The sequence below is a fragment of the Candidatus Thiodictyon syntrophicum genome (assembly GCF_002813775.1).
Lineage (GTDB): Bacteria > Pseudomonadota > Gammaproteobacteria > Chromatiales > Chromatiaceae > Thiodictyon > Thiodictyon syntrophicum.
This window is the reverse complement of sequence record NZ_CP020371.1, coordinates 351059-363474: the sequence shown is the minus strand read 5'-3', so window position 1 is coordinate 363474 and position 12416 is coordinate 351059. Positions and strand designations below refer to the sequence as shown.

Annotated in this window: 9 protein-coding genes; all 9 read right to left on the bottom strand. The window is 70.4% G+C overall.

Annotation, left to right across the window (positions count from 1 at the left end):
- Positions 1 to 88: 88 nt before the first annotated feature.
- The 9 genes from THSYN_RS30940 to THSYN_RS30900 all read right to left on the bottom strand — a co-directional run bounded on the left by THSYN_RS30940 (position 89) and on the right by THSYN_RS30900 (position 12356).
- Positions 89 to 1042 carry an acetylxylan esterase gene (locus THSYN_RS30940; RefSeq protein ID WP_100922911.1) on the bottom strand — a complete coding sequence of 318 codons (954 nt, stop codon included), beginning with the start codon at positions 1040 to 1042 and terminating at the stop codon, positions 89 to 91.
- A 133-nt stretch (positions 1043 to 1175) separates the two neighbouring features.
- Positions 1176 to 2096: a polyphosphate kinase 2 gene (ppk2, locus tag THSYN_RS30935; RefSeq protein ID WP_100922910.1), complete on the bottom strand. Its 921-nt coding sequence runs from the start codon at positions 2094 to 2096 to the stop codon at positions 1176 to 1178.
- A gap of 423 nt (positions 2097 to 2519) precedes the next feature.
- On the bottom strand, positions 2520 to 4448 hold the full coding sequence (locus tag THSYN_RS30930) for a PhoX family protein (RefSeq protein WP_236849018.1): 1929 nt from the start codon (positions 4446 to 4448) through the stop codon (positions 2520 to 2522).
- 234 nt (positions 4449 to 4682) lie between these two features.
- Entirely contained in the window at positions 4683 to 5159 is a 477-nt protein-coding gene (locus tag THSYN_RS30925) for an RpnC/YadD family protein (RefSeq protein WP_216644825.1), read from the bottom strand.
- A gap of 479 nt (positions 5160 to 5638) precedes the next feature.
- Positions 5639 to 7933: a tetratricopeptide repeat protein gene (locus THSYN_RS30920; RefSeq protein ID WP_335582534.1), complete on the bottom strand. Its 2295-nt coding sequence runs from the start codon at positions 7931 to 7933 to the stop codon at positions 5639 to 5641.
- Positions 7934 to 7968: 35 nt separating this feature from the next.
- Positions 7969 to 8244 (bottom strand): hypothetical protein, encoded by a 276-nt coding sequence (locus THSYN_RS30915; protein ID WP_100922907.1) that lies wholly within the window; start codon positions 8242 to 8244, stop codon positions 7969 to 7971.
- Entirely contained in the window at positions 8211 to 9236 is a 1026-nt protein-coding gene (locus tag THSYN_RS30910; protein ID WP_100922906.1) for a hypothetical protein, read from the bottom strand. Before THSYN_RS30910 ends, THSYN_RS30915 begins: the two co-directional genes overlap by 34 nt.
- A gap of 187 nt (positions 9237 to 9423) precedes the next feature.
- A complete protein-coding gene (locus THSYN_RS30905) occupies positions 9424 to 9741 on the bottom strand; it encodes a BrnA antitoxin family protein (protein ID WP_236849017.1) in 318 nt (105 codons plus the stop codon).
- A 251-nt stretch (positions 9742 to 9992) separates the two neighbouring features.
- Entirely contained in the window at positions 9993 to 12356 is a 2364-nt protein-coding gene (locus tag THSYN_RS30900) for a hypothetical protein (protein WP_100922905.1), read from the bottom strand.
- Between the last annotated feature and the right edge of the window lie 60 nt (positions 12357 to 12416).

The following is a 12416-nucleotide window of genomic DNA, read 5'->3' as shown; positions in this document are numbered from 1 at the left end:
CCGGGATTCTCTCGCACCCCAAAGTGCATCGCTTCTCCGATTACGATTACGACAACGACAACGAGTTACGTGGGTTGAAATCTCACCCTCACAGCGGCGCGAAGAAGGCCCAGAGCTCGGCCAGCAATTGCTGCTCCTGACGGGCCCGGCCGGGATAGTCGAAGTGTCCGGCCTCAAGTACGAACAGCCGTTTGTCGCCCGGGATGGCGTTGTAGACCGAGAACTGACCGGGCGGGGCCACGGCCGGGTCGAAGACGGCGGCCGCCACCTGCATGGGACTGCGGATATGCCTGGCGGCAATGGCGGAATCGTAGTACGCCAGGGTGTCGAGGACCCCGCCCGTGGTGCGGGCGTAGCGCTGGAGCGCGGCGGCACTGCCGGTGCTGGGCAGGCGCAGCCGCAGGGGCTGGTGGCCGAAGCTCGGTACATTGAGATGGCCCCGAGCGATCCGCGCGTCCCAGGCCAGGGCCAGGGCCCCGATGCCGCCGCCCAGGCTGATACCCAGATAGCCCAGGTGCCCCGCCAACTCGGGGAAGATCCCGAGCAGGGCCGAGACCCCGGTCCAGACATCGTCGACGCAGCCGCCCAGGATGTAACGATCGCGCTGGTCGAGGTCGTGGAGCACATGCCAGTTGGGGTCCGGGGAGATCGGCGGGCGCCGACTGCGGCTCAGACCCCGAAAGCAGGGCACCAGATAGGCCCCGTCGGCGCGGGGCAGGTTCAGCGGCGGGCACTCGATCCCGCCATAGCCGTGACCCAGCACGAAGCCGCGCCGCGGCGGCCCGTCGCGCGGCGTCAGGAGCCAGCCGCGAATGGGGAAGCCGTCAGTGGAAGCGTATTCCAGGTCATGGACCAGAAAGCGCGGATGGGCGTCACTCGAAGACCGCAAGCGCGGGTTCGGTACGACCCCCAGCGCGCGATGGTAACGCGCCGTCCAGAAGGCCGCGAAATCGGCGGGCTCGGGCGGGGGCGCCACGGCGCGCAGGTCATCCAGACTATAGCCGTAGCTGGGATCGAACGGGTATTCGTGGGTGAAGTGCATCGATGGAGGCCTCGATGGGCACGGATCAGGCATTGATCATAACGCCGACCACGCGCCCTGGCGGCAACCCGTCGCGGCCTGGGGGCCGCTCCTACGCCGTAGGAGCGGCCCCCAGGCCGCGACGGGCCGGAGGTCAGTAAAGCTTCGGGACGTGCAATTCCTGCGGCAGCGGCTCGCGCTCGTAGTCCGGGTTGAAGACGCGCTCGGGCAGCGTAATCTCCTCGTGGGGCACCGGCGCGTAGGGGATCTGCTCGATCAGGTGGTGAATGCAGTTGAGCCGGGCGCGCTTTTTGTCGTTGGCCTCGACGATGTACCAGGGCGCCTCGGGGATGTTGGTCCGGGCGAAGGTCTCTTCCTTGGCCTTGGTGTATTGCTCCCAGCGCACGCGCGATTGCAGGTCCATGGGGCTGAGCTTCCATTGCTTGAGCGGGTCATGGATACGCATCAGGAAGCGCAGTTGCTGTTCCTCGTCGGTGATGGAGAACCAATACTTGATCAGCCGGATGCCGGAGCGCACCAGCATCCGCTCGAACTCGGGCACGTCCTGGAAGAACTGCTCGACCTGATCGGGGCTGGCGAAGCCCATGACCCGCTCTACCCCCGAGCGGTTGTACCAGGAGCGGTCGAACAGCACGATCTCACCGCCCGACGGCAGATGCGGCACATAGCGCTGGAAGTACCACTGGGAGCGCTCGCGCTCGGTCGGCTTGACCAGGGCCACGACCCGGCAGACCCGCGGGTTGAGCCGCTGGGTGATCCGCTTGATGACGCCGCCCTTGCCGGCCGAATCGCGCCCCTCGAAGATGACCAGGACCTTCTCGCCGGTATGCTCCACCCAGTCCTGGAGTTTGATCAGCTCCGCCTGGAGACTGAGCAGGGCCTTGAAGTAGGTCGCCCGATCGAGGGTCGGCGGGTGCTTGCGCTTGAAGATCGCGCGCAGCTCCAGCGACAGTTCAGGCTCGGACATCTCCAGTTCATAGTCTTCGTCGAGTTCATCCTCGAGCTCGGCGGCGAGCCAGTCCTTGGCGGCGGGTGGGTGGTCGTCGCGGGTCATCGTATTGGCTCCGTTCTGGGGAGGGTAGCGTGTGCCCCAAGGCGCGCGACCGCCGTGCCGGTCGGGGTGCCAGAGGGCCAAGTGGTCACACTATACCATCGGCGTCGTTCGGCACCGAAGGCGGTCTTAGGCATAGTTCGCTACCGACAAGCGCACGCGCTTGAACCCGCTCGGACGATGGGAGCGCCGCACCCCAGTGCGGCGCGGCCTCGCGAGCGACCGCAGCGTAGCGTTCTGCGGATAGGCCGCGCCGCACTGGGGTGCGGCGCTCCCGGCGGCCCGAGTGATGATCAAGGCCCTCTCGCACCCCAAAATTGCATCGCCCCTCCGACTACGATTACGACAACGATTGCGCTTGTGTTTAACGTGCCCTTGACTCGTTACTCGGTTGGGCGGGCGTTGCCCAACCTTTCTGCTTCCAGCTTACTGCCAAGCGGGCAGGGCGCCTCGATCGGTGCCGAGATACCCGATCGCGGCCTTCTTGCGGTTGTCCCAGAGCGCGTTGATCCTGGCTTGTACCTCAGCCCGGTCGGCGCCCTTGTAGCCCTTGATATCCTCGTCGCCCGGATGCTGGAAGTTGGCCATGATATAGGCGTGGCCGTGGTAATTCGGCGCCACGGCCAGTCCGGTCACCTCCGCGCCCATGGGCGCCGAGAGGATCCGTGCGAGCTTGCGGGTGTCGAGGTTGAAGGCCCACAGATAGTTATTGTTGCGCCGACCCGTGTCCTCGCCGATGAAGAGGGTGCGGATCGTCTCGGCATACACAAGGTTGTCCGGACCGCAGACCCGGTCCTGCGCGCACGCATTGCCTTCGGCGTCCTTCTTATCCTCGCCCTGCCAGCCGCCCGTCAGTTCGGGAATCGGACTCAAGGCGGTGCCGACAAAGGGGCTGTCGATTGCGGCGCCGCTGCTGTCCTGTTGGCCGCCCGCGGTGTCCATCTCCAGCACCAGGCCGCCGTCGTTGCGTGCCAGTTGGATGGCGCCCGCCCCGTCGGCCATGCCCGCCTCGACGCGCGAGATCGCCAGATAGAACTTCTTGTCGGCCTTGTTGTAGGCGATGTACTCCATCTTGGAGAACTCGGTGGTGGCGCCGAGGAGGGCGGCATAGCGGCGGGTCTCGAGGAAGGCGGCCGCCAGTGCCGTATCGAACGCGGCACTCGGCTTGAGCCGGAGCCACTCGGTGCCCGTATAGGTGACGACCTTGGTAAAGCTGGGATCATTGGGGTCCGTCAGGACGACGTCGAAGATGTCGCTGAACCGGATACCGCGATCCACCAGGGCCTTGATCTGCGCATCGCTCGCATGGCCGAGCCTGATCCAGTGCAGGTTGAAGCGCTCCCCGTTCACCGCGCCGGCCGGGGTGAGCCGGGCGGCGTAGAGGGTACCGGCGGAGAGGTCCTGCGCACGATCGGCGACGAACATGAAGAGCCCGGTGTTCTTGCCGTCGTCCCCGCCGATCGCGGTGCGCTCATCCGCGGCCATGATCTGCATCTCGCGGGCGTAACGGCCGGCCGCATAGTGCTTGACCACGCCGGTCTTGCCGTCGGCCGCGACGGTGACCTCGGGCAGCAGCCCATAGTGGTAGGGATTGGCGGCGGCCGGGTCACCGAACGAATAGCGGCTGAAGCTCGCAAGGTCGGCCTTGTCGTCGGAGTCGGCCGCGCGGGCGGCCCCGCCGCGGACCTTGGCGTCGGGCTCGTATTCTTCGGAGGCCACATGGGTCTGCCAACCGGAGAGGGTGGCGCCGCAATGAATCCAATTACCGTGGACCGCGGAGAAGTCGATCGCCCGATACGCCTTGGCCGTCAGCAGGCCGCTTTTCTGGTCCTGGTCCAGCAGCGTCAGGCCGACGGTGGCGGGAAGCTTGGACCAGAAGGAGCCGGTGCTGGTGCCGTCGTTGGGGGGCAACTCCCGGTACTCGAAGTTGGTAACCAGCGCCAGGGGATGACCAAGGCCCCCGGGCACGGTCAGCCCCTCGACCTGAATGAGCGAGGTCCCGTCCGGGCCGTCGGACGCCAACTGACCATCGCGATCAGTCAGTGCCGCCCCGGACGCCGTGAAGAGCCCGCCGACCACCGCCTCGCCCACGCGCTCGCCGGTGGCCATGAGCTGGTGGTAACGCAGCGGCAGTTCGGTGGTGGCACCGTCGGCGCAGACCATCCGCAGGCTGGCGCCGGTATAGACCGCCGCCTTCTCCTCAACGGTGACCGGTGCCGGCATCCCGGTGAACTCCACCCGGGCCGGGGGCGCGCCGCCCGGACAGAGGGCCAGGGCCGGCGGGGTACAGACGGACGCGAGGGCGACGCAGAGGGCACGGATGCGCATGAAAAACTCCAGGACTGAACGGGGCACGCAGCCGCGATCCTAACCCGCCGCGGGCGTCCAAAGGTTGCGGAACTGTTACCGCCCCCACCGGGAGCTTTCAGGTGCCGGGGTGACGGATGAGCCTTCATGACCGTTAGCCTTGGTCCGGTACATCCAAGGCTGAAGCCTTGGACTCCAAATGAGCATCGTTCCGGCCTTAGGGTGGAGAAGCGATAGCGCAGTCCACGGAAGCCCACGCCGCCGCTCCCTCGAGTTCGACCCCTAATGTTCAGTTGGTGTCGTGCGCAGGGCCCGGATCAGCTCGTGGGAGAGCCCGGTCAGATCGGCAACGGCCGCGTCGTCCAGGGCGGTGCGCTCAAGGAGTGCCGCGGCCATTTCACGGCGCGCCTGCGCAAGGCCCTCCTTGTGCCCCTCCTTGAGCCCTTCCTTGCGCCCCTCCTTGCGTCCCCGCTCGAGGATCTCCGCGTTCCACTGTTCGACCCGTTGTTGCAACATGACATGCACCTTTTGAAAATCATCGATGTCCGGTAAACGGATGCCGGGGCGCTTCTTGCGGATGAAGCTGCGGTAGATCCAGCGGCCGAAGGCGCGCTTGAGGCTATCCAGGGCGCCGGTGTCCAGGAGCGCCACCAATCGGGCATAGACCGCGAGCCAGGTCGGCTCGTCGCGCGCCTTTTCCAACTGGAACAGGGCCGCGACCAGGTTTTGGACCTCGGCCGGGTAGGTCTCCCCGCCCACGATCGCCCCTTCGTCGAGCAGCAGGTAGGACCAGTGGGGGCGATAGTGTGCCAGCCCGCCCGGGGCCGGGTCGATCAGCGCGGAAAGTTCCGTCGGCGCCGTCCAGCGCGTGGCGCCCGGCGGCCGGGGCGCGCCGTTTGCGGGGACCGCGGGGGTGGCGGGGTCGGGTCATGGCTGGTGTCGGCGGGTTCAGGTGGGTGGCTGGCGCGCGCTGCGGGTCGGCACGGGTGCTCCGTATCATTGAGCCTCATTGTAGCCGGCTCGGGTCCGCTGGGCGGGCCTTCGCCGGTCGGGTTTGCGCTTGGTTCGGTCCGCACAGCGGACCCTACGGGGTCGCGCAGCGGTGCGGGCGGGGGCGATTCATCCCGCGATCGGGCCGTTGCTCACGTCAAGGCGCCGGCCCGGTAGGGTCCGCTGTGCGGACCTGTGCGGACCTTCGCCGGTTGGGTTTGCGCGGGGTTCGGTCCGCACAGCGGACCCTACGGGGACGCAGCGGATTGGAGACGCACCGGGCCTTCAAAGCGCTCCGGGTCGACCGGCAGGTCGTCGGCGATGGGGGTGTCCTCGGGCATCTCCACCTGGCCGCCGGGGTGGACCTTGAGGCGGGCGCAGCACAGGTTGGCGCCATGGAGGATGCAGGCCTCCAGGGCGAAGGCGTCGCCGTCGGTGCCGGTGTGGCGGATCGGGTGGAGGGCGGAGGCGACCCGCTGGACCAGGGCCGGGTCGGCGTCCGCGCGCCAGGCGAGCTGGTCGGCGGATTCGATGACCTGGAAACGGCCGGCTCGCACGCGCAGCAGGGAGCAAAAGAAGCGCGCATAGTCGATGGCCGACGCGGGGCCGGGGAGTGCGAGCCCAACGGTCTGGTTGAAGGCGTGGATGGCCGCGCCCTCGCCCGTGATCAGCAGTGCGCCGGCGTCCGCGACCAGGAAGGCGAGGGCGCCGTCCTGGTCCGCGCAGCGCACCTGTGCCTCGCCGAGTTGCCAGCCGGGATAGCAGGAGGGCGCCAGGGTGCCGCGCAGGTCGTCCCAGAGCGTGATGGCACGCCCGTAGTCGCCGAGGGCCGCGTCCTGGTCGCCCTTGCGCTGGTGGGCGATGCCGCGGTTCATGTAGGCAATGGCCAGTTCGTCCAGCCAGGGGGCGGGAAAGGCGTCGCCGAGTGCCGCGCGCAGGTCATCGAGACACTCTCTGGAGCGCTCGGAGTCGGCGAAGAACGCATCCCAATCCCCCCGAAAATAGGGGACGAAGCTGCGACTGCGGTAGGCGACGGCCAGGTCCCTGACCCAGTCGGCGGAGAAGGCCGCGCCGAGTCGCTCGCGCAGGGCCTCGAGGATCGCCACCGACTCGCCGCTGTCGCGCAGTGCGGCCGCCAGGGCCATCGCCTCCGCCTGTGTACGGCCGCGTTGGGCCAGCCAGACCGCCCGCAGCCGCTCCTGCCCGTCCGGGTCGGCCGGCTTGGGCGCCCCGTCCCAGAGCCGTTCCAGCACCCGCAGGCGCTCGCGCGGCGGCAACTGCAAGAGTCGGTCGCCGCCCCCGAGCAGGTCGGCGAGCCAGGCGGCGAAGCGCGGGTCCTCCGGCGGGGTATCGAGCAGCGGGTCGGCGCCGATCGGGACCAGGGCCTCGCGCAGGTCGCCCAGCCGGGCGGGGGCGATGCGGCGGTCCAGGTACCAGCGCCCGAGCCGCTCGTGGACCGGCCGCCAGCGGGGGGTGCCGTCGCTGGACTGGCGCAGCAGGAAGCCGCCCAGCCGCGCCAGGGCCTCGGCGGCGTCCTGGGCGTCGAGTCCGGTCGGGGCCGGTTCCGGGATCGGGTCCGGTTCCGGGATCAGGTCCGGGTCCGGCCGGGGGCGTCCGGCGGCGGGCGCGGCATCGGCCAGGGCGTCCAGGTGCGGGTAGAGGAGGCGCAGCCCGCGCGCCACCTGGGCGGCGGACAGCGGTTGGCCGACCAGGGCCAGCACGGTCAGGGTCGCCGCCGGGAGCCAGGCGGGCCGGTGGCCGGCGAGTGCCTGATCGAGCCGATCGCGATAGCCGTCCGGGAAGGGGTCATGGGGGGCCTTGGCGACCACCGCGGCGACCGCGGCCCAGTCGCCGCCCTGCATCTCCCACAGGGCGTGCAGCCACTGGCCCCAGGGTTGGAGGAAGACCGGCAGGCGTCGGCTGCGCGCGAGCAGGACCTGCAGCAGGTCCGCCGGGATCGCGGGCGCCGGCGCGTCGCCCCAGGCGGTGGCGAGCAGGGCGCGGGCGCAGTCGTCCTCCAAGGTGGCGGCGGGTAGCGGCGTCCAGGGGCGGGCGCCCGCGGCCGTGGCGGTGGCGATGACGAAGGGGATGTCCTGGGTGCTTGCCACCAGGCGCAGGTTGGCGGGCAGCGGTTCGGGCAGTCCGTCGAGCAGTTCATTGGCGTCGGCGGCCTGGTTGAGCCCGTCCAGCAGCAGCCAGACCGGGGCCGGGTCCTGCGCCGCGAGCGCGGCCAGGCAGTCGGCAAGCTCCCGGCAGGCGTCCTCCCGGCCGCGCAGCCCGCTCGGCCCGGGCCGGTCGGCCAGGCGGCAGAACCCGGCCAGGGTATGGGTGCGCACCGGCGGCCCCAGGGACTCGGCACCGGCACCCGGGCCGGTGAGGGCCGCGGGCTCGGCGGCCAGGGGCGGCGGCTGGTCCATGCTGAAATAGACCGCCCGCCCGGCAAGCGCCCGGTAGAGTTGGGCGAGCAGCACGCTCTTGCCGATGCCGGAGCAGCCGGTGAGGAGCAGGCGCCGGTGGGGGCTGGCAAGCGCAGCGCGGCGGATGCCCGCGAGCGCGTCGGCGCGCGGGACGCTGGCGGTCAGGAGGCGCTCTGGTCCAGGTAGCGGCTGGGCGCCGCGGCCGGCGCGGCGGTCGGCGCGACGGTCGGCCCAGGGGCGCCCAGGTCGAAGCCGAAGCGCCGCTCCAGGTCGTGCGCCAGGGCATCGACGCTGTCGCGCAGGGCGCCGTTGCGGGCGGCCTCCTCGGCGTGCGGCTCGGACTGGTGCGCCTGGTCGCGCCACGCGGGGTCGAGCGGCCAGGCGGCATCGCTGGGGCGCTGCATCACCGCCACCACCCGGTCGTCCTGCCAGCGCACGCACTCCAGCTGCGCACGTCGGGGACCGGTCCGGCGGCGTCCGGGGTGGTGCCGGACCGGGTGATGCCGATGAGGGCCAGGTGGAGGCCGCGGTAGGGATCAAAGAGCCAAATCAGATAGCACAGCAGGGTGAGGAGCCCCGGCGCGATCGGCGGCAGCTCGAGCCGGCGCTGATGGGCGTGCAGCAGGTTGCGCACCAGGTCGACGCACCAGAAGCGCAGGCCGTCGTAGACCGCGCCCCCGGACTTGACCCAGCGCGTCCCCCGGTCGTCCGGGCGCAGGCGCCAGCGCCCGGCGACCTGGGGCGGGCGTTGCGCCGTGATGAGCGTCGGCTCCAGGATGGCGTCGAGCGCCGGGAAGGCGGACGGGGCGCCCACGGCCGCGTGCTCGGCGTTGGCCGTGGAGAGCAGCGCGGCCCAGTCGAGCCAGTCGGTGAGGCCGAAGCACTTTTTGGTGCGCAGGCATTGGAGCAGGGCCGTGCTGGCCCCCAGCCGGGCGTCGCCCCGGTCGCCCGAGTCGCCCGCGTGCCGCAGGGCGCCCCAGCAGCATTGACTGGCCTGCACCACGAAATGGGTGTGCAGGAAGGACTCCATTACCGTCACCAGGCAGTGCAACTCGATCTGCCCGGTGCGCCCCTCGACGGCAAAAAGTTCATCGAGCGGCTGCTGGATGGTCACCGGCCAATCGGCCGGGCCCAGATCCGCGGGCAGGAAGGGCGGCAGCGCGGCCAACAGGCCGAGCTCGAACTGGATGATCGCGAGCGGATCAAGCGCGGACTTGCCCCCCGGAGCGTCCCGGAAGAGCCGGGCGAGCAGGGCCAGGTGCTGCGTTGGGGAGGCGTCGGGTGCCGCCTCCGGCAGGCGGTGCGCGAACCAGTCGCACACCCGCGACTCGAAGGCCGCAAGCCCAGCCTGGGTGTCGATCACGCGGCCGGCGGGGCGGTCGGTGCCGCAGTGGCGGCGCAGGTCCTGGAGGAGTGCGGGGGTGTCCATGGGGCGGGCCTGGGGCTGGGCGCGGGGGGAGGCGGTTATGGTAGCCCGCGGCGGCGGTGGGGGGAATCTGATGTGGTGACCGAGATCCCGGGTACGCTGTTGTCGTTGTCGTAATCGAATAATCCGACCACGATTACGACAACGACAACGACAACGACGTCCGGTCCGTGAGACAGCGTCCGTACCCTTAGCGATGGGTACCGGTGTCGGGCGGTGAATGCTCTTTGAGCCATTCCCGCATGGCGTCATTGACGCGCGTCTGCCAGCCGCGGCCGGTGGTCTTCAAGGCGGCCAATACATCAGCGTCAAAGCGGATCGTGGTCGGGACCTTGGTCGGCGCCCGCTGCGGTCCGCGGCGCCGTGCCGCCAAGGCGGCGCGGACCGCTGGAATGCCTCCCCCGCGCACGACGACCGCGTTGCTCCACGCGGCCTCGTCCGCTGGGGTCGGCGGGCGATCCTCGCCGGGGGCGCCGGCAATCAGTTTTTCCCATGCTTCAGGATTCACCGGAAAGCCCTCTGGCAAAGTATCTGATTTCACGAATGTTGCGCAGGCGTTTGTCTTCGTCCCAGGTAACCATGTGGGCAAATTGTATTAACAAATAATGGCGGACGTCAAGCAAATCGTTAATACTCGTCGCCGGCTGGCGGCGGGTGGCTTGTCCGGCGGCCGATGGCGGAGCAGGAGGTAGGGTCCGCTGCGCGGACCTTCACTGGTCGGGTTCGCGCGGGGTTCGGTCCGCGCAGCGGACCCTACGGTTAGCGCCCGCGCAGTCGGCGGACCAGGGCCAGGCCCAGGGCCATCAATGCCATGCCGAGCACGGCGGTACCGGCGAAGAGCGCGAGGGCGGGCCAGTTGGGACCATTGTTGGCGGCGGCCGGCGCCGCCTGCCCGAGCAGCCAGCCCGACAGTGCGCCCCAGTCCCGCGGCATCCCGTTGAGCGCAAAGTCGAAGAACCCGGCGAACAGCACCAGCGGGAAGCCGAAGACGGTGAGGAAGGTGACCAGGCGGGCGGCGCGCTGTTCGGCGTAGGCGCGTAGAGTCCGCTCCAGTTCGTCGATGGTGCGCTCCAATTGCTCCAGTCGATCGCCGATGCCCCAACGCCGCTCCAGGCTGACGCGCAGGGCGGCCAGGCGCGGGTCGGCGGCGGCGTTGGCGGTCTGGTCGAGACCCCGGCGCAGCGCGACCTTGATGCCGGTCAGGCGGTCGAGGTTGCCGGCCGCCGTGAGACTCACCCACCGGCGGTGCCTGATGTGCTGGTCCATCCGGTCCAACAGGGCGCTGGCCTCAGCGCCGGTCTGTGCGAGCAGCGCGAGCCGCCGACCGACCTGGTCCACTGCGGTCTCGATGGCCCCGTGGTCCAACGGGGTGCGGTGCCAGTCGTCGAACAGCACGACGCCGTTGGGATGGACGAGTACGACGCCGCCGGCGAGCGCGATGCAGTCGAAGCACTCCGGGTCCGGCAGCTGGGCGAGACGGTGGCGCTGGTCCGGGGCCAGCCCGGCGTTGGCGATCGGCGCGATCAGGCAGCGTTGCAGGGTCGGTGTCAGCAAGGCCGGTTCGTTCGGCGCGGCTGACCCGGTGGCATCAGGATCGCGCGGCGGGCGCGGCCAACGCAGGGCCAGGCGGTACTTGGGGCGGTCAGCGGCGGGCGGCGTCGGGGTGGTCCCGTCGGGCGCCGCTGGGGCCGTCTCGATCAGTGCCGGCGGGCACGCCTCGAACGGGCGCACCACCCCATCGGCGCAGCGAAACCGCAGTGCACCGCTGGGCTTGTAGCAGGTCCACAGGGCCTCGAGCACGTCCTGCCGCCAGTCGAGCCGAGAGCCGGGCGACCCGTCCGGCAGCCGACCGGGGGCGGCGATCAGGGTGTAACTGCCGCGATCGTCCCACCAGGGTTGGTTCGGGCTGGGCGCGCCGGTATCCGGGCGTCGACCGTCGGGATAGCCGGCCAGGCCGATCCGGGGTTGGTCGCTGGGGCGCTCCCCGCCCCAGGCATTGTCTTCCAGTCGTTCCAAGGCCCGCCAGAGTTCGGGCAGATGCACGCCCAGCGCGGGATCGACCGACAGGGTCATGTCGGCGCCGCTGCCGGCGAGCGCCGGACGATAGAGCCCGATCAGGCCGAAGCCGTCGCCGAGCCAGGGATGGACGCGATCGTTGCGCAGCAACACCTTCATCGCGCCGGCCAAGGCCTGCTCCTCGATCAGACAGGCATCGACGATCCGCGAGCGCCCGCCCGGCCCCTGCATGGGCAGGCGCAGTTGCAGGGTCTCGGCGTGGTCGAGGGCGTGGCGATACTGCTCGGCCTCGTAGCGCAGAAAGGCGGCGGCGCGCGCGGCCTCGGGGCAGACCGACGACAGGTCAATGAGCGGCGTCGGCGGGGAGTCCGCCGCCAGCAGCGCGACGGTGAAGCGCAGGCAGGCGAGCCAGGCCGCACCGACCACGGCGTTGACCTCTTGCGCTCGGGTGGCCCGCCCGGACGCCGTCCCGTCCGTCGGCGGTGGCCGGAACAGTTCGCTGTCCCAGTAGCCGTGCCCCAAGGCCGCCAGCAGCGTCGGCCAGTGCGCGAACGGCTCGGCGACCCGGCTCTGCCCCTGCTCCCAGGCCGCCACCGTGGCGACCCAGGCGCGCGGCACCGCGTCCGCCGGCACGCCGTTGAGGCGCGCCAGCAGCACGATCAGCCCCAGCACGCTGTCGGGGGAGGCGTCCTCCACCACCAGTGTGAAGCGCGCGAAGAACTGCTCCGGCGCGGCCTGGGCGCCGACCGCGCGCTGCCACTGTGCGAACAGGTCCGGCGGCGGGTCCAGGGCCAGCGCGGTGACCCCGGTCGGGCGCTTGGGCGCCGTCGAGCCCGGCCGCGCGAGGCCCTTGTCGCGCAGACAGATACCGCGGTGGTCCACCGGAACGTACTCCCCGTCGGCCCGGGTCCAGTGGGCGCCGACGTCGATCAGGCACTGCGCGTCCCCGGCGCGCTGGTGGCCGTTGGCGAGGCAGACGGGTGGAGGTAGCGGGTTGGCGGGGTCAGGACTGGTGCCGGTTCCGCGGGCGGACTCCGCCGCCCGCAGCCGCGCGTCCAGTCGCTCGAGGCCGCCAGCCAGCGTGGTCAGAAAGTCTTGCCAGGTCATTGCCAGGCTCCTGATTGGGCTTGTGCTTGTTTAACAGCCGCGGGCTGCGACCCTGACGAC